We start from the raw sequence: 19686 nt of genomic DNA on the forward strand, positions 1-19686 counted from the left end.
TTTTGTCCAAAAATGAACCACCTGGATGTGTGGTCTTAAAAAGTTCGAAAGGAGGAAATGTAAATGCCTACTATTAACCAACTAGTACGTCAAGGTCGCGTGAGCAAAACTGACAAGTCTAAATCACCGGCACTTAACAGAGGTTATAACAGCTTCAAAAAAGCACAAACTAACGTGTTCTCTCCACAAAAACGTGGGGTATGTACTCGTGTAGGTACTATGACACCTAAGAAGCCGAACTCCGCGCTTCGTAAATATGCTCGTGTACGTTTAACTAACGGTATTGAGGTAACTGCTTATATCCCAGGTATCGGTCATAACTTACAAGAACACAGCGTTGTATTAATTCGCGGTGGACGTGTAAAAGACTTACCAGGGGTACGTTATCACATCGTTCGTGGTGCATTAGATACTGCAGGTGTAGACGGTCGTATGCAAGGTCGTTCTAAATACGGTACTAAGAAGCCAAAAGCTAAAAAATAATTTCAACTTGAAATAATCTTAATGAATGGAAAGGAGGAAATACTGATGCCACGTAAAGGTCCTGTTGCAAAACGTGATGTGTTACCAGATCCGATTTATAATTCTAAGCTTGTAACACGTCTTGTTAACAAAATCATGATCGATGGTAAGAGAGGTAAAGCTCAAACAATTCTTTATAACGCGTTTGATGTTATTAAAGAACGTTCAGGTAAAGATGCTATGGAGGTTTTCGAACAAGCTCTTAAAAACATCATGCCTGTATTAGAAGTTAGAGCACGTCGTGTAGGTGGTTCAAACTACCAAGTACCTGTTGAGGTGCGCCCAGAACGCCGTACTACTCTTGGTCTTCGTTGGTTAGTAAACTATGCTCGTCTTCGCGGTGAAAAAACGATGGAAGAGCGTTTAGCTAACGAAATCTTAGACGCAGCTAACAACACTGGTGCTGCAGTTAAGAAACGTGAAGATACTCACAAAATGGCTGAAGCAAATAAAGCATTTGCTCACTATCGTTGGTAAGATCCAACTTATAAAAATAATCAATATAACATGGAAGGAGAAAGACCCCAATGGCAAGAGAGTTCTCCTTAGGCAACACTCGTAATATTGGTATCATGGCTCACATTGATGCTGGTAAAACAACAACTACTGAGCGTATCTTGTTCTATACTGGTCGTATCCATAAAATTGGAGAAACACACGAAGGTGCTTCTCAAATGGACTGGATGGCTCAAGAACAAGAACGTGGTATCACAATCACATCAGCTGCAACAACTGCACAATGGAAAAACCATCGTGTAAACATCATCGATACACCAGGACACGTAGACTTCACTGTAGAAGTTGAACGTTCACTTCGTGTACTTGATGGTGCTGTGGCAGTACTTGATGCGCAATCAGGTGTAGAGCCTCAAACTGAAACTGTATGGCGTCAAGCGACAACATACGGAGTACCACGCGTAGTATTCGTTAACAAAATGGATAAAATCGGTGCGGACTTCTTATATTCAGTTAAAACAATGCATGATCGCTTAGCAGCTAATGCACACCCAATTCAATTACCAATCGGTGCTGAAGATGAATTCGAAGGTATCATTGACCTAATTGACATGGTTGCTTACTTCTACGAAGATGATTTAGGAACTCGTTCAGAAGCTGTAGAAATTCCTGAGGAATATAAAGAGCTTGCTGAAGAGTATCGTTCTAAATTAGTTGAAGCAGTAGCAGAACTTGATGAAGATTTAATGATGAAATATCTTGAAGAGGGCGAGCTTTCTACTGATGAGTTAAAAGCTGGTATCCGTCAAGGTACAATCAACGTTGAATTCTACCCGGTTATCTGTGGTTCAGCATTCAAAAACAAAGGTGTTCAACTTATGTTAGATGCTGTAATCGACTACTTGCCTTCACCATTAGACGTACCTGCGATTAAAGGTACTTTACCAGATACAGAGGAAGAAGTAACTCGTGAATCTTCTGATGAGGCTCCGTTCTCAGCATTAGCATTCAAAGTTATGACTGACCCTTATGTTGGTAAATTAACTTTCTTCCGTGTGTACTCTGGTGTACTTAACTCTGGATCTTATGTACAGAACTCTACAAAAGGTAAGCGTGAGCGTGTAGGACGTATCCTACAAATGCACGCTAACTCTCGTGAAGAGATCTCTGTAGTATATGCAGGGGATATCGCAGCAGCAGTAGGTCTTAAAGACACTACTACTGGTGATACTCTATGTGATGAGAAATCATTAGTAATCCTAGAGTCTATGGAATTCCCAGAGCCAGTTATCTCATTATCTGTTGAGCCTAAATCTAAGGCTGACCAAGATAAAATGACAACTGCTCTACAAAAACTTCAAGAAGAAGACCCAACTTTCCGTGCGGAAACTAACCAAGAGACTGGTCAAGTTATCATCTCTGGTATGGGTGAGCTTCACCTTGATATCATCGTTGACCGTATGCGTCGCGAGTTCAAAGTAGAAGCTAACGTTGGTGCTCCTCAAGTTGCTTACCGTGAAACATTCCGTGGTTCTGCACGCGTTGAAGGTAAGTTCGCTCGCCAATCTGGTGGACGTGGACAATTCGGTCACGTATGGATCGAGTTCTCTCCAAACGAAGAAGGAAAAGGCTTCGAATTTGAAAACAAAATCGTCGGTGGTGTAGTACCACGTGAATACGTTCCAGCTGTTCAAGCAGGTCTTGAAGCTTCAATGGCAAACGGCGTATTAGCTGGCTACCCATTAATCGATGTTAAGGCCGCTCTTGTAGACGGTTCTTACCATGATGTTGACTCAAGTGAGATGGCGTTTAAAGTCGCTGCATCTTTAGCTCTTAAAAATGCAGTTTCTAAATGTAGCCCAGTTATCCTTGAGCCAATGATGAAAGTTGAAGTTGTAATCCCTGATGAATATCTTGGAGATATCATGGGTGACGTAACTTCACGTCGCGGTCGAGTAGAAGGTATGGAAGCACGCGGTAACGCTCAAGTTGTACGTGCATTCGTTCCTCTATCTGAAATGTTTGGTTATGCAACTGCATTACGTTCAAACACTCAAGGCCGTGGAACATACTCTATGCACTTCGATCATTACGAAGAAGTACCTAAGAGTATTGCAGAAGAAATTGTTAAAAAAAATAAAGGTGAATAATTGATTTTCATTCTTTATTAAAGTATAACTACTTATGTAGGCTGTGAAAGGAGAGAACTTCTTTCACTTTCACAGCATTATATACTCATATTATTCATTATTTTAAGGAGGAATTCCGAATGGCTAAAGAAAAATTTGATCGTTCCAAAACGCATGCAAATATCGGTACAATTGGTCACGTTGACCATGGTAAAACTACATTAACAGCTGCTATCACTACTGTTCTTGCTAAACGCAGTGGTAAAGGTGCAGCTATGGCATATGACATGATCGACGCTGCTCCAGAAGAGCGTGAGCGTGGTATCACAATCTCAACTGCACACGTTGAGTATGAAACTGACACTCGTCACTATGCACACGTTGACTGCCCAGGACATGCTGACTATGTTAAAAACATGATCACAGGTGCTGCACAAATGGACGGAGGGATCTTAGTAGTATCTGCTGCTGACGGCCCAATGCCACAAACTCGTGAACACATCCTATTATCTCGTCAAGTAGGTGTACCTTACCTTGTTGTATTCTTAAACAAATGTGACATGGTAGACGACGAAGAACTTCTTGAGTTAGTAGAAATGGAAGTTCGCGACCTTCTTTCTGAGTACGACTTCCCTGGTGATGACGTACCTGTAGTTAAAGGTTCTGCTCTTAAAGCTCTTGAAGGTGCTCCAGAGTGGGAAGAAAAAATCGTTGAGCTAATGAACGCTGTTGACGAATATATCCCAACTCCAGAACGCGACACTGAAAAACCATTCATGATGCCAGTTGAGGATGTATTCTCAATCACTGGTCGTGGTACTGTTGCTACAGGTCGTGTTGAGCGTGGACAAGTTAAAGTTGGTGACACAATCCAAATCATCGGTCTTACTGAAGAACCAAAATCTACAACTGTTACAGGTGTAGAAATGTTCCGTAAGCTTCTTGATTATGCTGAAGCTGGTGACAACATCGGAGCTCTACTTCGTGGTGTTGCTCGTGAAGACATCCAACGTGGACAAGTACTTGCTAAACCAGGTACAATCACTCCACATACAAAATTCAAAGCTGAAGTTTACGTTCTTTCTAAAGAAGAAGGTGGACGTCACACTCCATTTTTCACAAACTACCGTCCACAGTTCTACTTCCGTACAACTGATGTAACTGGTATTTGTAACCTTCCTGAAGGTGTAGAAATGGTTATGCCTGGCGACAACATCGAAATGACTGTTGAACTTATCGCTCCAATCGCGATTGAAGAAGGTACTAAATTCTCAATCCGTGAAGGTGGACGTACAGTAGGCGCTGGCGTTGTAGCTACAATCACTGAGTAATTATTACTCTTTCTAAAAAGAGAGTGGGATCTTCCCGCTCTCTTTTTTTGTTTCCAAATATAACAAAAAGAGATTTCGTTAAGATCCTTGCAATATGCGTAGAGATTATATATAATGAAAAAAGTGTGCAAGACAAAAGAATTTTAAATTCTACTTGCATCAATAGCCCAACTTTAGTATAATATTAATGTTGGTCTTTGACTGCGATGATGTGAGAGGTTGCCGACACACCCGGCCGCTTTGCCATGGCGCGTGTGTGGGAAATTTTCACAGAGTATGTCTATTTTTAAAGTAGGCGAAAAAGGAGGGAAAATAATGGCAAAAGAAAAGATTCGTATTCGTTTGAAAGCTTATGATCACAGAATTTTAGATCAATCTGCTGAAAAAATCGTTGAAACGGCTAAACGTTCTGGTGCTGCTGTATCTGGTCCAATTCCGTTACCAACTGAAAAATCAGTTTACACGATTCTTCGTGCGGTGCATAAATACAAAGATTCTCGTGAGCAATTCGAAATGCGTACTCATAAACGCTTAATCGACATCGTGAATCCAACACCACAAACTGTTGATTCATTAATGCGTCTAGACTTACCGTCTGGTGTAGATATCGAAATCAAACTTTAATTGAAATAAAAAAAACAATTTATTATAGGAGGTGTGACTTATGACCAAAGGAATCTTAGGAAGAAAAATCGGTATGACTCAAGTATTCGCTGAGAACGGTAACTTAATTCCTGTAACTGTAATTGAAGCTGCTCCTAACGTAGTACTTCAAAAGAAAACAGCTGAAACTGACGGTTATGAAGCAATCCAGTTAGGATTTGATGATAAACGTGAGAAATTAGCTAACAAACCAGCAAAAGGACATGTTGCTAAAGCGAACACTGCTCCTAAGCGCTTCATCCGTGAAATCCGCGATGTAAATGCTGCTGATTATGAAGTTGGTCAAGAAGTCAAAGTTGATATTTTCGCTGAAGGCGATATTATCGATGTAACAGGTGTATCAAAAGGTAAAGGTTTCCAAGGTGCTATTAAACGCCACGGACAATCTCGTGGACCAATGGCCCATGGATCACGTTACCATCGTCGTCCTGGTTCAATGGGACCAGTTGCTCCAAACCGTGTATTCAAAGGGAAATTACTTCCTGGACACATGGGATCTGAGCGCGTAACTGTTCAAAACTTAGCAATCGTTAAGGTTGACACAGAACGCAATCTTCTATTAGTAAAAGGTAATGTACCGGGCCCTAAAAAAGCTTTAGTAGTTGTTAAAGGTGCGGTTAAATCTAAATAATTATCTTTTTAGGAAAGGAGGAAACAACCAATGCCAAAAGTAGCATTGTTTAACCAAAACGGTAAAAACGTTGGAGAAATCGAACTTAACGCTTCCGTTTTCGGTATCGAACCAAACAAACATGTAATGTTTGAAGCAGTATTAATGCAAAGAGCATCTTTGCGTCAAGGTACTCACAAAGTTAAAACGCGTTCTGAAGTACGAGGCGGTGGCCGTAAACCATGGCGTCAAAAAGGTACTGGACGTGCTCGTCAAGGATCTATCCGTTCTCCACAATGGCGTGGCGGTGGTGCCGTATTCGGACCAGTTCCAAGAAGCTACAGCTACAAACTTCCTAAAAAAGTTCGTCGCTTAGCAATCAAATCTGCTCTATCTTCTAAAGTATTAGAAAACAGCTTTGTAGTTGTTGAAGGGTTATCTTTTGATGCTCCTAAAACGAAAGAAATGGTAGCAGTACTTAAAAACTTATCAGTAGACCGCAAAGCTTTAGTGGTAACTGCTGACTTAAGCGAAAACGTTGCTCTATCTGCACGTAACATCCCTGGAGTAACTGTAGTTGCAGCTAATGGTTTAAGCGTATTAGACTTAGTAAACCATGACAAAGTTGTAATTACTAAAGAAGCGGTTGAAAAAGTAGAGGAGGTGCTTGCATAATGAAAGATCCTCGTGATATTATTAAGCGCCCCGTTATCACTGAACGTTCAACTGATATCATGGTTGATAAAAAATACACTTTTGAAGTTGACGTAAGAGCTAATAAAACTGAGGTTAAAGATGCTATCGAAAAAATCTTTGACGTAAAAGTTGAAAAAGTTAACGTTATGAACTACAAAGGTAAATTCAAACGCGTAGGTCGCTACAGCGGTCTTACAAATCGTCGTCGTAAAGCAGTTGTTACTTTAACTGCTGACAGCAAAGAAATCGAAATCTTTGAAGCTTAATTCTAAAGAGAAGGAGGGAAACCCAAATGGCGATTAAAAAATATAAACCAACCTCTAACGGTCGTCGTGGTATGTCAGTATCTGACTTTGCTGAAATCACAACGAACCAACCAGAGAAATCTTTACTAGCACCTTTACACAAAAAAGGTGGTCGTAATAACCAAGGTAAATTAACTGTACGTCATCAAGGTGGCGGACACAAACGTCAATATCGTGTTATCGATTTTAAACGTGACAAAGATGGAATACCAGGTCGCGTTGCTACAATCGAGTACGATCCAAACCGTTCTGCAAACATCGCATTAATTAACTATGCTGATGGTGAAAAACGTTACATCCTAGCTCCTAAGAACTTAGAAGTTGGAATGGAAATCATGTCAGGTACAGAAGCAGACATTAAAGTAGGTAACGCATTACCACTTGCTAATATTCCAGTAGGTTCTGTTATCCATAACATCGAACTTAAACCTGGTAAAGGTGGACAATTAGTACGTTCTGCTGGTACTTCTGCACAAGTACTTGGTAAAGAAGGTAAATACGTATTAGTACGTTTAACTTCTGGCGAAGTACGCATGATTCTAGCAACTTGCCGTGCAACAATCGGTCAAGTAGGTAACGAACAGCATGAACTTATCAACATCGGTAAAGCGGGTCGTTCACGCTGGTTAGGCATTCGTCCAACAGTTCGTGGTTCTGTAATGAACCCTAACGATCATCCACACGGTGGTGGTGAAGGACGCTCACCTATCGGACGTAAATCACCTATGTCACCTTGGGGTAAACCAACTCTTGGTTACAAAACTCGTAAGAAGAAAAACAAATCCGATAAATTTATCGTTCGTCGTCGTAAAAAATAACGGGATTGAGCTACGGTTCATACGAACCGTAGAGCGATCACGAAGGGAGGTTCACTTATGGGACGTAGCTTAAAAAAAGGGCCTTTTGTCGATAGTCATTTAATCAACAAAGTTGAAAAGTTAAATGAAACTGAGGGCAAACAAGTTATCAAAACTTGGTCTCGTCGTTCAACAATTTTCCCTCAATTCATCGGTCACACTATCGCAGTTTATGATGGTCGTAAACATGTACCGGTATTCGTTACAGAAGATATGGTAGGTCACAAGCTTGGTGAATTTGCACCATCACGTACTTACAAAGGTCATGCAAGTGACGATAAGAAAACAAAACGCTAATTAAGAGAGGAGGCATTTAAATGCAAGCTAAAGCTGTTGCAAGAACAGTTCGTATTGCTCCTCGTAAAGTTCGTCTAGTTGTAGATTTAATTCGAGGTAAGCAAGTAGGTGAGGCAGTGGCAATCCTTAACTTAACGCCAAAGGCTGCTTCTCCAATTGTAGAAAAAGTATTAAAATCTGCGATCGCTAATGCAGAACACAACTACGAAATGGATGCGAATAACCTAGTTATCACAGACGCTTACGTTAACGAAGGTCCTACTTTGAAACGTTTCCGTCCACGTGCTATGGGACGCGCTAGCCAAATCAATAAACGTACTAGCCACATCACAATCGTGGTATCAGAAAAGAAGGAGGGATAATCAATGGGTCAAAAGGTACATCCAATCGGTTTGCGTATCGGTGTGATTCGTGATTGGGAATCAAAATGGTACGCTGAAAAAGACTATGCTGATTTATTACATGAAGACTTAAAAGTACGTGAATACATCACAAAACGCTTACATGATGCGTCAGTTTCTAAAGTAGAAATCGAACGTGCTGCTAACCGTTTAAATGTGACTATTCACACTGCGAAACCTGGTATGGTAATTGGTAAAGGTGGTACTGAAGTTGAAGCACTTCGTAAAGCTCTTAACCAACTAACAGGCAAACGTGTACACATTAACATTCTTGAAATTAAGAGAGCAGATCTTGACGCTAAATTAGTAGCTGAAAACATCGCTCGTCAATTAGAAAACCGCGTTTCATTCCGTCGTGCTCAAAAGCAAGCTATTCAACGCTCAATGCGTGCTGGTGCACAAGGTATTAAAACGATGACTTCTGGTCGTCTTGGCGGAGCTGATATTGCTCGTGGTGAAAGCTATAGTGAAGGTACAGTTCCACTTCATACATTACGTGCTGATATTGACTACGGTACTGCTGAAGCAGATACTACTTACGGTAAAATCGGTGTTAAAGTATGGATCTATCGTGGAGAGGTTCTTCCTACTAAAAAGAAAAATGAGGAAGGAGGAAATTAATCATGTTGATGCCTAAACGCGTTAAATATCGTCGCGAACACCGTGGGAAAATGCGCGGTCGTGCTAAGGGTGGTACAGAAGTACATTTCGGTGAATATGGTTTGCAAGCTCAAGATGCTTCTTGGATTACAAACCGTCAAATCGAGGCTGCCCGTATCGCAATGACTCGTTACATGAAACGTGGCGGTAAAGTCTGGATTAAAATCTTCCCATCTAAATCATACACTGCAAAACCTCTAGAGGTGCGCATGGGTTCCGGTAAGGGTGCTCCAGAAGGTTGGGTAGCAGTTGTTAAGCCTGGTAAAGTAATGTTCGAAATCGCGGGTGTTTCTGAAGAAGTTGCTCGTGAAGCTTTACGCTTAGCTGCTCATAAATTACCAGTTAAATGTAAATTCGTAAAACGTGAAGAAATTGGTGGTGAATCTAATGAAAGCTAATGAAATTCGTGATCTTACCACTGCGGAAATCGAACAAAAAGTAAAAGCTCTAAAAGAAGAGTTATTTAATCTTCGTTTCCAGTTAGCTACTGGCCAATTAGAGAACACTGCACGTATTCGTGAAGTACGTAAGTCGATCGCTCGTATGAAAACTGTTATTCGTCAAAGAGAGATCGCTGCTAATAAATAATTGATCGAGAGGAGGTTTTCAGAATGAGTGAACGCAACCAACGCAAGGTCTATTCTGGGCGTGTAGTTTCAGATAAAATGGACAAAACGGTCACTGTTCTTGTAGAAACCTATAAGAAACATTCTCTTTACGGTAAGCGCGTAAAATACTCTAAGAAGTTTAAAGCTCATGACGAGAATAATACTGCTAAAGTTGGCGATATCGTAAAAATCATGGAAACTCGCCCATTATCGGCTACTAAACGTTTCCGTCTAGTAGAAGTAGTGGAAAAAGCGGTTATTATCTAATTTATAGATCGGATTATGTTTTATCCGAAGGGAGGTTTCGTGTATGATTCAACAAGAATCTCGTTTAAAAGTTGCTGACAACTCTGGTGCTCGTGAGGTACTTACGATTAAAGTATTAGGTGGTTCAGGACGTAAGACAGCTAATATTGGTGATGTTATTGTTTGTACGGTAAAACAAGCAACACCAGGAGGCGTTGTTAAAAAAGGTGACGTTGTTAAAGCTGTTGTAGTTCGTACAAAACGCGGCGTTCGTCGTCAAGATGGTTCTTACATCCGTTTTGATGAAAATGCTTGTGTAATCATCCGTGACGACAAGTCCCCACGTGGTACTCGTATTTTCGGACCGGTTGCTCGTGAACTACGTGATAGCAACTTTATGAAGATTGTATCTTTAGCTCCAGAAGTTATCTAATAGAAATAATACTTATGAGCCTTTAAGGAGGTGCGAAGAGGATGCATGTTAAAAAAGGTGACAAAGTAATGGTTATCACGGGTAAAGACAAAGGTAAACAAGGCGTAGTTCTTGCTGCTTTTCCTAAGAAGCAACGCGTGCTTGTAGAAGGCGTGAATATCGTAAAAAAACATTCTAAGCCATCTCAACTTAACCCACAAGGTGGAATCAACAGTCAAGAAGCACCTATCCATGTATCAAACGTAATGCCATTGGATCCTAAAACTGGTGAACCAACTCGTGTTGGCTTCAAACTAGAAGATGGCAAGAAGGTACGTGTAGCAAAAAAATCTGGTGAAATTTTAGATAAATAATATTAAAGTGTGAAGGGAGGTACTATGATGAACCGCCTTAAGGAAAAATTTCAGAAAGAAATTACTCCAGCTCTAGTGAGCAAATTTAACTATAGTTCTGTAATGGAAGTTCCAAAGTTAGAAAAAATCGTTATTAATATGGGTATCGGTGATGCAGTACAAAACTCTAAAGCGTTGGATAACGCTGTTGAGGAGTTAGGACAAATCACTGGTCAAAAACCACTTGTAACTCGTGCGAAAAAGTCAATCGCTGGCTTCCGTCTTCGTGAAGGTATGCCTATCGGTGCGAAAGTAACATTACGCGGAGAGCGTATGTATGAATTCTTTGACAAATTAGTATCAGTTTCACTTCCACGTGTACGTGACTTCCGTGGTGTATCTAAGAAGTCTTTCGACGGTCGTGGAAACTATACTCTAGGTGTTAAAGAACAATTAATTTTCCCTGAGATCGACTATGATAAAGTATCAAAAGTTCGTGGTATGGATATCGTTATCGTTACTACTGCGAATACTGATGAAGAGTCTCGCGAACTATTAACTCAATTCGGTATGCCATTCCAGAAGTAATAACTGCCAACCATACGCAGAGGAGGCGAAAACGTGGCTAAGAAATCGATGATTGCGAAACAAAAACGCCAACAAAAATTTAAAGTACAAGAATACACACGTTGCGAACGTTGCGGACGTCCACATTCAGTACTACGCAAATTTAAGCTTTGCCGTATTTGTTTCCGTGAACTTGCTTATAAAGGTCAAATTCCTGGTGTTAAAAAAGCTAGTTGGTAAAAACCCAGATTGGGAAGGAGGTAAAATAATATGGTAATGACAGATCCTATTGCAGATATGCTGACTCGTATTCGTAATGCGAACATGGTTCGTCATGAGAAACTTGAAATTCCAGCATCAAACATCAAAAAGCAAATTGCTGAAATCCTTAAACGTGAAGGTTTCGTACGCGATGTAGAATACATCGAAGATGATAAACAAGGTATCATCCGTATCTTCCTTAAATATGGTAACAGCAATGAGCGTGTAATCACTGGTCTTAAACGTATTAGTAAGCCTGGTTTACGCGTTTACGCAAAATCTAATGAAGTACCACGTGTACTTAACGGTTTAGGTATTGCTATTGTTTCTACTTCACAAGGTGTGTTAACTGACAAAGAAGCTCGTCAAAAACAAGCTGGTGGAGAAGTACTAGCATACGTTTGGTAATTAACTTGTAATACGAATGGAGGTGTAGTTATGTCACGTGTTGGTAAAAAGGTTTTAGAAATTCCAGCAGGTGTTACAGTTACTAACGAAAACAACGTTGTAACTGTAAAGGGCCCAAAGGGTGAATTGACTCGTACATTCCACCCAGACATGGAAATTAAACTTGAAGAGAACGTATTAACTGTAGGTCGTCCTAGCGACAACAAGGAACACCGTGCACTTCACGGAACTACTCGTAGCTTATTAGGTAACATGGTTGAAGGTGTTACTAGTGGTTATGAGCGTGGACTAGAATTAGTCGGTGTAGGTTACCGTGCGCAAAAATCTGGTGACAAACTAGTATTAAGCGTAGGTTACTCTCATCCAGTTGAGATCGTACCAGAGCAAGGAATCGAAATCGAAGTTCCTAGCCAAACAAAAATCGTTATCAAAGGTATTGATAAAGAACGCGTTGGTGCTCTAGCTGCTAACATTCGCGCTGTACGTGCTCCAGAACCTTACAAAGGTAAAGGGATCCGTTACGAAGGCGAACGTGTTCGTCGTAAAGAAGGTAAAACTGCTAAGAAATAATGCCGCTTAAGGTATAAAGAAAGGAGTGACCCAGATGATCACGAAACTTGACAAAAATAAAGTTCGTATCAAAAGACACGGTCGTGTACGTGCTAAACTTTCTGGAACAGCTGTACGTCCTCGTTTAAACGTTTTTCGTTCAAACAAGCACATTTATGCTCAAATCATTGACGATGTAAACTCAGTTACTATCGCAAGTGCTTCTACACTTGATAAAGATTTAGCAGATGTGATTACTAATAACGTTGATGCTGCTACAAAGGTCGGAGAACTAGTTGCAAAACGCGCTAGCGAAAAAGGTATCAAAGAAGTTGTCTTTGATCGCGGAGGTTATTTATACCATGGTCGTATAAAAGCTCTTGCTGACGCTGCTCGTGAAGCCGGTCTAGAATTTTAATGGTAAAAGGAGGGAAAATGATGCGTCGTGTTGATCCAAATAAATTAGAACTTGAAGAACGCGTAGTTACGGTTAACCGCGTAGCTAAAGTTGTTAAAGGTGGACGTCGTTTCCGCTTTGCAGCATTAGTTGTTGTTGGTGACAAAAACGGTCATGTAGGTTTCGGTACTGGTAAAGCACAAGAAGTACCTGATGCTATTCGTAAAGCTATCGAAGATGCTAAGAAAAATCTTGTGACTGTACCAATGGTTGGAACTACAATTCCACATGAGATCTTAGGACAATTTGGTGCAGGTGAAATTTTCTTAAAACCTGCTTCTGAAGGTACTGGGGTTATCGCTGGTGGTCCTGTACGTGCTGTATTAGAATTAGCAGGTGTAAGTGACATTCTTTCTAAATCTTTAGGCTCTAACACTCCAATTAACATGGTTCGAGCTACTATCGAAGGTTTAAAAGAACTTAAACGTGCTGAAGATGTTGCAAAACTACGTGGTAAGACTGTAGAAGAACTGTTAGGATAAGGAGGGAAAAAGAATGGCAAACAAATTAGCAATTACCCTCACTCGCAGTGTGATTGGTCGCCCTGAAGATCAACGTGTAACTGTTCGCACACTTGGTCTTAAGAAAGTTAATCAAACAGTTGTGCATGCAGACAATGCAGCTATCCGTGGAATGATTAACAAGGTTTCTCACTTAGTGAAAGTCGAAGAACAATAATATAAAATGCTACCATAAGGAGGTGCTCCGGATGAAACTTCATGAGCTACAACCAGCTGAAGGTTCTCGTAAAACACGTAATCGTGTTGGACGTGGTATCGGATCAGGTAATGGTAAAACTGCAGGTAAAGGTCACAAAGGTCAAAACGCTCGTTCTGGCGGTGGCGTAAGACTTGGATTTGAAGGTGGTCAAACTCCTTTATTCCGTCGTCTACCTAAACGCGGTTTCACAAACATTAACCGTAAAGAATTCGCAATCGTGAACTTAGATGCTTTAAATCGCTTTGAAGACGGTACAGAAGTAACACCAGAATTATTAGTTGAAACTGGTCTAGTAAGCAACGTAAAATCAGGTGTTAAAATTCTTGGCCAAGGTTCTTTAAACAAAAAGCTAACTATTAAAGCGGCTAAATTCTCCTCTACTGCTAAAGAAGCTATCGAAGCTGCAGGCGGTACAACTGAGGTGATCTAATGTTTCAAACAATCTCCAATTTTATGCGCGTGCGTGATATAAGAAATAAAATTCTTTTCACACTGGTAATGCTCATCATTTTCCGTCTTGGTACATTTATACCTGTACCTAGCGTAAACACTGATGTGCTAAGAGTCCAAGATGAGCTGAACGTGTTTGGTGTACTAAATACGTTTGGTGGCGGTGCCCTTAAGAATTTCTCCATTCTTGCAATGGGTATTATGCCATACATCACAGCATCCATCATTATGCAGTTGCTACAGATGGATGTTGTACCTAAATTTACAGAATGGTCCAAACAAGGTGAAGTTGGACGCCGTAAATTAACTCAGTTAACTCGTTATGGAACAATTGTGCTTGGATTTATCCAAGCTTTGGGTATGTCTATAGGTTTTAATAATATGACCAATGGACAGCTCATTCAAAATCCCGGAATTTCAACGTATCTACTGATCGCTGTAGTATTAACAGCAGGTACTGCGTTTTTAGTATGGCTTGGTGAGCAGATTACGGCTAAAGGTGTAGGGAACGGCATTTCCATTATCATCTTTGCTGGGATTGCGGCAGGAATTCCGACGACTATCAACCAAATTTACGCGCAACAATTTGAAGATGTTGGGGACCAGTTGTTTTTAAGTATTGTGAAGGTAGTAATCATTGCGGTGGCTATTCTTGCAATCGTAGTTGGGGTTATTTACTTCCAACAAGCGTTACGTAAGATTCCCATTCAATATGCGAAACGAGCTGCAGGTCCTACTACAGTAAGTGGCGGGCAATCCACTCATTTACCGTTAAAAGTAAATGCTGCTGGTGTTATCCCGGTTATCTTCGCAATATCATTTGTTGTTACTCCAAGAACGATTGCATCATTTTTTGGCTCAAATGATGTAACGAGATGGATAGAGAAGACCTTTGATTATACACAGCCAATAGGTATGATTGTTTATATAGTACTTATTATTGCTTTCTCTTATTTCTATACCTTTGTTCAGGTTAATCCTGAGCAAGTGGCTGATAATTTGAAAAAGCAAGGCGGTTATATCCCAGGTATTCGACCAGGAAAAAGTACGCAAGAGTACTTAACTAAATTGTTATATCGACTCACACTTGTTGGATCGATCTTTTTAGCAGTCATTGCGGTTCTTCCTGTTATCTTTATTAAGGTCGCTAACTTGCCTCAATCTGCACAGATTGGTGGAACAAGCTTACTGATCGTAATAGGGGTGGCCCTTGAAACGATGAAACAGCTGGAAAGCCAGCTTGTAAAACGTCATTATAGAGGGTTCATTAAATAAAAGGTTTAATGGGGAGCGACGTGCTTTCCATTAGACTGATTAGAGACTGAGGGGGCAATAAAATGAACTTAGTTTTAATGGGACTTCCTGGTGCAGGTAAAGGTACCCAAGCAGAACGCATTGTTGAAAATTATGATATCCCTCATATCTCAACAGGAGACATGTTCCGAGCTGCTATGAAGGAAGGCACTGAGTTAGGTTTAGAAGCTAAATCATACATTGATAAAGGTGAACTTGTTCCGGATGAAGTAACAATCGGAATTGTGCGTGAGCGTTTATCAAAAGATGATTGCGTAAAAGGCTTCTTACTAGACGGCTTTCCAAGAACAGTTGCTCAAGCAGATGCTCTTGAAACAATGCTAGCAGAATTAGGACGCAAAATTGATTACGTGATTAACATTGATGTAGATCAAAGTGTTCTTATGGAGCGTTTGACTGGTCGACGCATTTGTAAAGATTGCGGTGCAACCTATCACTTAGTATTTAATCCTCCTGCAAAAGAGGGTGTATGTGATAAGTGTGGTGGCGAGCTTTACCAACGCGCCGATGATAACAGTGAAACAGTTGCAACTCGTTTAGAAGTAAACGTGAAGCAAACAAAACCACTCCTTGCCTTCTATGAGGAAAAAGGATACCTACGCAATGTGAACGGGCAACAAGACATTAACGATGTATTCGAAGATGTTCGTAAGTTGCTTGGAGGATTAAGCAAATGATTATTTGCAAAACTCCACGTGAACTAGCGATCATGCGTGAAGCTGGTCGTATTGTGGCTCTAACCCATCAGGAGTTGAAGAAACACATTCAACCGGGGATTACAACCAAGAAATTGGATGAAATTGCAGAGAAGTTTATTCGTAAACATGATGCATTTCCTTCGTTTAAAGGGTATAATGGTTTTCGCGGAAGCATTTGTGCTTCGGTCAACGAAGAATTAGTGCACGGGATCCCAGGTGACCGAGTATTAAACGAAGGTGACATCATCAGTATAGATATTGGTGCTCGCTACAAAGGTTATCACGGTGACTCTGCATGGACATATGCAGTAGGAAACGTGGATGAAGAAACGCAGCGATTATTAGATGTTACTGAACAATCGCTTTATAAAGGTTTAGAGCAAGCTAAACCAGGTGATCGTTTGTCTAATATTTCACACGCTATTCAAACTTACGTAGAGGCCCATAACTTTTCCGTTGTAAGAGAATACGTTGGTCATGGTGTAGGTCAGGATTTACATGAGGATCCTCAAATTCCTCACTACGGTCCACCAAACCAAGGTCCACGTTTGCGACCAGGTATGGTATTGGCAATTGAGCCAATGGTTAATGCCGGGAAACGCTATGTTAGGACTCTTTCAGATGACTGGACAGTCGTTACCGTAGACGGTAAGATGTGTGCTCACTTCGAGCATACGATTGCAATCACTGAGTCTGGATTTGAGATTCTAACAGCTCTATAAGCAACGTTGTCTAAATCTCTATCGAATCTTCGTTAGTTATAAGGACAGTAGAAGGTAATTATCTAAATTCACGATGATCGTTTCGTCTGAATTGCTGCTAATTTGGTAAAGATGTTTATAAAAACGTTATTCATCTTGAATTTAATGATTACGAATCTCCGAATGTACAGAACAGGTTCTCTGCGTTATAGTAAAAAGCTTGCTACTTGTTCCATAGAAAGGAGAGCAATTTAATGGCGAAAGACGATGTAATTGAAGTGGAAGGTACGGTCGCTGAGACTTTACCAAATGCAATGTTCAAGGTAGAATTAGAAAATGGTCATACAGTTCTGGCTCACGTTTCTGGTAAAATTCGTATGCACTTCATCCGAATCTTACCTGGTGACAAAGTAACTGTTGAATTATCACCATATGATTTAACTCGTGGTAGAATTACGTACCGATTCAAATAAAACCTATGCACTCCGTACGATCAAGGAGGTATGAATAATGAAAGTCAGACCATCGGTAAAACCGATCTGCGAAAAGTGTAAAGTTATCCGCAGAAAAGGGAAAGTAATGGTTATTTGTGAAAACCCTAAACATAAACAAAAACAAGGTTAATAACAACGATAATAACAAGGAGGTGCACGCTTAAATGGCACGTATTGCTGGTGTAGATATTCCTCGTGACAAACGTGTAGTAATTTCTTTAACTTATATTTATGGTATTGGCCGCCAAACAGCTCAAAAGGTTCTAGCTGAAGCTGGAGTTTCTGAAAATACTCGTGTTCGCGATCTAACAGAAGAAGAATTAGGTAAAATCCGTGATATTATGGATGCATACAAGGTAGAAGGTGACCTTCGCCGTGAAATTTCATTAAACATCAAACGTTTAATCGAAATCGGTTCATACCGTGGTATCCGCCACCGTCGTGGTTTACCAGTTCGTGGTCAGAACTCTAAAAACAATGCTCGTACACGTAAAGGTCCTCGTCGTACTGTAGCGAACAAAAAGAAATAATTATTAGTAAGGGAGGTTAATCTAAATGGCTCGCAAAACTAACACTCGTAAACGTCGTGTTAAAAAGAATATTGAAAGTGGTATTGCTCATATCCGTTCAACGTTCAACAACACAATCGTAACGATTACAGACGTTCATGGTAATGCTATTGCTTGGTCAAGCGCTGGTGCTCTTGGATTCAGAGGTTCTCGTAAATCTACTCCATTCGCAGCACAAATGGCAGCTGAAACTGCAGCAAAAGTATCTCAAGATAATGGTATGAAAACTCTAGAAGTAACTGTTAAAGGCCCTGGTGCAGGACGCGAAGCTGCTATCCGTGCACTTCAAGCTGCAGGTCTTGAAGTAACTGCTATTAAAGACGTTACTCCAGTACCTCATAACGGTTGCCGTCCACCAAAACGTCGTCGTGTGTAATTAATGGTATAGATTTTGTACTATTGTCTATAATGGATATGGTATAGAATAGTTAATTACAAACTGTTATTCCATTTGTTGTGCACATTCGGGAACTGTCTAATAGGGAATTTCGGTTAGACGATCAGGAGAACTTGATCACTGTCTAGCCGAGGTTTCGACGTTTTGAAGGAGGGTTTATAAATGATAGAGATTGAAAAGCCAAAAATCGAAACGGTAGAAATCAGCGATGATAGAAAGTACGGTAAATTTGTCGTCGAACCACTTGAGCGTGGATATGGAACTACTTTGGGTAACTCCTTACGTCGTATCCTATTATCCTCACTCCCTGGTGCCGCTGTGACATCTATCCAAATTGATGGTGTCCTACATGAATTTTCAACAATCCCTGGTGTTGTTGAGGACGTAACAAATATCATCCTTAACATCAAGAAGCTTGCTCTTAAGATTTACTCTGAAGACGAGAAAACACTAGAAATTGATATTCAAGGCCAAGGCGCTGTTACTGCTGCTGACATTCAAGCAGACAGTGATGTCGAAATTCTAAACCCGGATCTTCACATCGCTACTCTTGAAAAAGATGCACATCTACGCGTAAGATTGACGGCTAGACCAGGTCGTGGTTATAACCCTGCTGTTTCAAACAAACGTGAGGATCAACCAATTGGTGTTATTCCAATCGATTCTATCTATACTCCTATTACTCGTGTAGCTTACTATGTAGAAAATACGCGTGTTGGTCAAATGACTAATTACGATAAGCTTACATTAGATGTATGGACTGATGGTAGTATTGAGCCTGAAAAAGCTGTGGCTTTAGGTGCTAAGATCTTAACGGAACACCTAAATATTTTTGTTAACTTAACAGATGAAGCTCAAAAAGCGGAAATCATGGTCGAAAAAGAGGAAGATCAAAAAGAGAAAGTCCTTGAAATGACGATCGAAGAACTTGATCTTTCTGTCCGTTCATATAACTGCTTAAAACGAGCTGGTATTAATACCGTTCAAGAGCTTGCTAATAAAACAGAAGAAGATATGATGAAAGTCCGCAACTTAGGACGTAAATCATTAGAGGAAGTAAAAGCAAAATTAGAAGAATTAGGTCTAGGCTTACGCAAAGACGATTGATTTTCTAATCTGCTTGAACGACTATCTACAAAGGAGGGGACCTCAATGGGATACCGTAAATTAGGTCGCACAAGTGCTCAACGTAAAGCACTTCTTCGTGATTTAACTACTGACTTAATCATCAACGAGCGTATTGAAACTACTGAAACACGTGCGAAAGAATTACGTTCTGTTGTAGAAAAAATGATCACTTTAGGTAAACGTGGAGATTTACACGCTCGCCGCCAAGCTGCTGCTTACATTCGTAACGAAGTAGCTAACGCTGAGACAAATCAAGACGCTTTACAAAAACTTTTCAGTGACATCGCAACTCGTTACGAGGAACGCCAAGGCGGATACACTCGTATTCTTAAAGTTGGACCTCGTCGTGGAGACGGAGCTCCAATGGCTATCATTGAATTAGTTTAATATTTGTATTCCTAAAAGGGCGCGACAGTTTAGGACTTGT

At 40.5% G+C, this 19686-nt stretch carries 34 protein-coding genes; all 34 read left to right on the plus strand.

Going from position 1 to position 19686, the window contains the following annotated elements:
• Window positions 1-63: 63 nt before the first annotated feature.
• The 34 genes from rpsL to rplQ all read left to right on the plus strand — a co-directional run bounded on the left by rpsL (window position 64) and on the right by rplQ (window position 19646).
• Window positions 64-483: a 30S ribosomal protein S12 gene (gene rpsL / locus AMD01_RS20225; protein WP_053403275.1), complete on the plus strand. Its 420-nt coding sequence runs from the start codon at window positions 64-66 to the stop codon at window positions 481-483.
• 45 nt (window positions 484-528) lie between these two features.
• Window positions 529-999: a 30S ribosomal protein S7 gene (gene rpsG / locus AMD01_RS20230; protein WP_053403276.1), complete on the plus strand. Its 471-nt coding sequence runs from the start codon at window positions 529-531 to the stop codon at window positions 997-999.
• 50 nt (window positions 1000-1049) lie between these two features.
• Entirely contained in the window at window positions 1050-3128 is a 2079-nt protein-coding gene (gene fusA / locus AMD01_RS20235; protein ID WP_053403277.1) for an elongation factor G, read from the plus strand.
• A 119-nt stretch (window positions 3129-3247) separates the two neighbouring features.
• Window positions 3248-4438: an elongation factor Tu gene (gene tuf, locus AMD01_RS20240; protein ID WP_053403278.1), complete on the plus strand. Its 1191-nt coding sequence runs from the start codon at window positions 3248-3250 to the stop codon at window positions 4436-4438.
• A gap of 315 nt (window positions 4439-4753) precedes the next feature.
• Window positions 4754-5062 (plus strand): 30S ribosomal protein S10, encoded by a 309-nt coding sequence (gene rpsJ / locus AMD01_RS20245; protein ID WP_028397310.1) that lies wholly within the window; start codon window positions 4754-4756, stop codon window positions 5060-5062.
• Between the two features lie 40 nt (window positions 5063-5102).
• On the plus strand, window positions 5103-5732 hold the full coding sequence (gene rplC, locus AMD01_RS20250) for a 50S ribosomal protein L3 (protein WP_053403279.1): 630 nt from the start codon (window positions 5103-5105) through the stop codon (window positions 5730-5732).
• A gap of 30 nt (window positions 5733-5762) precedes the next feature.
• Window positions 5763-6386, plus strand: a complete 624-nt coding sequence (rplD, locus tag AMD01_RS20255) for a 50S ribosomal protein L4 (protein ID WP_053403280.1) — start codon at window positions 5763-5765, stop codon at window positions 6384-6386.
• The gene (rplW, locus tag AMD01_RS20260) at window positions 6386-6673 is read left to right on the plus strand and encodes a 50S ribosomal protein L23 (RefSeq protein ID WP_053403281.1); all 288 of its coding nucleotides are present in this window, start codon (window positions 6386-6388) and stop codon (window positions 6671-6673) included. The genes rplD and rplW overlap by 1 nt, the downstream gene beginning before the upstream one ends.
• Window positions 6674-6699: 26 nt before the next feature.
• Window positions 6700-7530 carry a 50S ribosomal protein L2 gene (rplB, locus tag AMD01_RS20265; protein ID WP_053403282.1) on the plus strand — a complete coding sequence of 277 codons (831 nt, stop codon included), beginning with the start codon at window positions 6700-6702 and terminating at the stop codon, window positions 7528-7530.
• Window positions 7531-7587: 57 nt separating this feature from the next.
• A complete protein-coding gene (gene rpsS / locus AMD01_RS20270; protein ID WP_053403283.1) occupies window positions 7588-7866 on the plus strand; it encodes a 30S ribosomal protein S19 in 279 nt (92 codons plus the stop codon).
• A 20-nt stretch (window positions 7867-7886) separates the two neighbouring features.
• On the plus strand, window positions 7887-8228 hold the full coding sequence (gene rplV / locus AMD01_RS20275) for a 50S ribosomal protein L22 (protein ID WP_053403284.1): 342 nt from the start codon (window positions 7887-7889) through the stop codon (window positions 8226-8228).
• Window positions 8229-8231: 3 nt separating this feature from the next.
• On the plus strand, window positions 8232-8888 hold the full coding sequence (rpsC, locus tag AMD01_RS20280; RefSeq protein WP_053403285.1) for a 30S ribosomal protein S3: 657 nt from the start codon (window positions 8232-8234) through the stop codon (window positions 8886-8888).
• 2 nt (window positions 8889-8890) lie between these two features.
• The gene (gene rplP / locus AMD01_RS20285) at window positions 8891-9325 is read left to right on the plus strand and encodes a 50S ribosomal protein L16 (protein WP_053403286.1); all 435 of its coding nucleotides are present in this window, start codon (window positions 8891-8893) and stop codon (window positions 9323-9325) included.
• Window positions 9315-9515 (plus strand): 50S ribosomal protein L29, encoded by a 201-nt coding sequence (gene rpmC / locus AMD01_RS20290; RefSeq protein ID WP_053403287.1) that lies wholly within the window; start codon window positions 9315-9317, stop codon window positions 9513-9515. Before rplP ends, rpmC begins: the two co-directional genes overlap by 11 nt.
• A 23-nt stretch (window positions 9516-9538) precedes the next feature.
• On the plus strand, window positions 9539-9802 hold the full coding sequence (rpsQ, locus tag AMD01_RS20295) for a 30S ribosomal protein S17 (RefSeq protein WP_053403288.1): 264 nt from the start codon (window positions 9539-9541) through the stop codon (window positions 9800-9802).
• A gap of 43 nt (window positions 9803-9845) precedes the next feature.
• A complete protein-coding gene (rplN, locus tag AMD01_RS20300; RefSeq protein ID WP_053403289.1) occupies window positions 9846-10214 on the plus strand; it encodes a 50S ribosomal protein L14 in 369 nt (122 codons plus the stop codon).
• Between the two features lie 41 nt (window positions 10215-10255).
• Window positions 10256-10567, plus strand: coding sequence for a 50S ribosomal protein L24 (rplX, locus tag AMD01_RS20305; protein ID WP_053403290.1), 312 nt, complete (start codon window positions 10256-10258; stop codon window positions 10565-10567).
• A 27-nt stretch (window positions 10568-10594) separates the two neighbouring features.
• Window positions 10595-11134: a 50S ribosomal protein L5 gene (gene rplE, locus AMD01_RS20310; protein ID WP_053403291.1), complete on the plus strand. Its 540-nt coding sequence runs from the start codon at window positions 10595-10597 to the stop codon at window positions 11132-11134.
• Window positions 11135-11167: 33 nt separating this feature from the next.
• The gene (locus tag AMD01_RS20315; protein WP_025909738.1) at window positions 11168-11353 is read left to right on the plus strand and encodes a type Z 30S ribosomal protein S14; all 186 of its coding nucleotides are present in this window, start codon (window positions 11168-11170) and stop codon (window positions 11351-11353) included.
• Window positions 11354-11383: 30 nt separating this feature from the next.
• Window positions 11384-11782 (plus strand): 30S ribosomal protein S8, encoded by a 399-nt coding sequence (rpsH, locus tag AMD01_RS20320; protein WP_053403293.1) that lies wholly within the window; start codon window positions 11384-11386, stop codon window positions 11780-11782.
• Window positions 11783-11812: 30 nt separating this feature from the next.
• On the plus strand, window positions 11813-12352 hold the full coding sequence (gene rplF, locus AMD01_RS20325; protein WP_053403294.1) for a 50S ribosomal protein L6: 540 nt from the start codon (window positions 11813-11815) through the stop codon (window positions 12350-12352).
• A gap of 34 nt (window positions 12353-12386) precedes the next feature.
• Window positions 12387-12749 (plus strand): 50S ribosomal protein L18, encoded by a 363-nt coding sequence (rplR, locus tag AMD01_RS20330; RefSeq protein ID WP_053403295.1) that lies wholly within the window; start codon window positions 12387-12389, stop codon window positions 12747-12749.
• Between the two features lie 20 nt (window positions 12750-12769).
• Window positions 12770-13270, plus strand: coding sequence for a 30S ribosomal protein S5 (gene rpsE, locus AMD01_RS20335; protein ID WP_053403296.1), 501 nt, complete (start codon window positions 12770-12772; stop codon window positions 13268-13270).
• Between the two features lie 13 nt (window positions 13271-13283).
• Window positions 13284-13466, plus strand: coding sequence for a 50S ribosomal protein L30 (rpmD, locus tag AMD01_RS20340; RefSeq protein WP_053403297.1), 183 nt, complete (start codon window positions 13284-13286; stop codon window positions 13464-13466).
• A gap of 31 nt (window positions 13467-13497) precedes the next feature.
• Window positions 13498-13938, plus strand: coding sequence for a 50S ribosomal protein L15 (rplO, locus tag AMD01_RS20345; RefSeq protein ID WP_053403298.1), 441 nt, complete (start codon window positions 13498-13500; stop codon window positions 13936-13938).
• A complete protein-coding gene (gene secY, locus AMD01_RS20350) occupies window positions 13938-15233 on the plus strand; it encodes a preprotein translocase subunit SecY (protein WP_053403299.1) in 1296 nt (431 codons plus the stop codon). The genes rplO and secY overlap by 1 nt, the downstream gene beginning before the upstream one ends.
• A gap of 62 nt (window positions 15234-15295) precedes the next feature.
• Window positions 15296-15949 (plus strand): adenylate kinase, encoded by a 654-nt coding sequence (locus AMD01_RS20355; RefSeq protein ID WP_053403300.1) that lies wholly within the window; start codon window positions 15296-15298, stop codon window positions 15947-15949.
• Window positions 15946-16692: a type I methionyl aminopeptidase gene (map, locus tag AMD01_RS20360; RefSeq protein WP_053403301.1), complete on the plus strand. Its 747-nt coding sequence runs from the start codon at window positions 15946-15948 to the stop codon at window positions 16690-16692. The genes AMD01_RS20355 and map overlap by 4 nt, the downstream gene beginning before the upstream one ends.
• A gap of 233 nt (window positions 16693-16925) precedes the next feature.
• Window positions 16926-17144, plus strand: coding sequence for a translation initiation factor IF-1 (infA, locus tag AMD01_RS20365; protein WP_010285101.1), 219 nt, complete (start codon window positions 16926-16928; stop codon window positions 17142-17144).
• A 37-nt stretch (window positions 17145-17181) separates the two neighbouring features.
• Window positions 17182-17295, plus strand: coding sequence for a 50S ribosomal protein L36 (gene rpmJ, locus AMD01_RS20370; protein ID WP_003156543.1), 114 nt, complete (start codon window positions 17182-17184; stop codon window positions 17293-17295).
• Window positions 17296-17329: 34 nt separating this feature from the next.
• A complete protein-coding gene (gene rpsM / locus AMD01_RS20375; RefSeq protein ID WP_053403302.1) occupies window positions 17330-17695 on the plus strand; it encodes a 30S ribosomal protein S13 in 366 nt (121 codons plus the stop codon).
• A gap of 25 nt (window positions 17696-17720) precedes the next feature.
• Entirely contained in the window at window positions 17721-18110 is a 390-nt protein-coding gene (gene rpsK, locus AMD01_RS20380) for a 30S ribosomal protein S11 (protein ID WP_053403303.1), read from the plus strand.
• A 183-nt stretch (window positions 18111-18293) separates the two neighbouring features.
• A complete protein-coding gene (locus tag AMD01_RS20385) occupies window positions 18294-19238 on the plus strand; it encodes a DNA-directed RNA polymerase subunit alpha (RefSeq protein ID WP_053403304.1) in 945 nt (314 codons plus the stop codon).
• Window positions 19239-19283: 45 nt separating this feature from the next.
• Window positions 19284-19646, plus strand: coding sequence for a 50S ribosomal protein L17 (gene rplQ / locus AMD01_RS20390; protein WP_053403305.1), 363 nt, complete (start codon window positions 19284-19286; stop codon window positions 19644-19646).
• Window positions 19647-19686: the final 40 nt, after the last annotated feature.

Origin of the sequence: Priestia koreensis, from assembly GCF_001274935.1 — a bacterium.
GTDB classification, from domain to species: domain Bacteria; phylum Bacillota; class Bacilli; order Bacillales; family Bacillaceae_H; genus Bacillus_AG; species Bacillus_AG koreensis.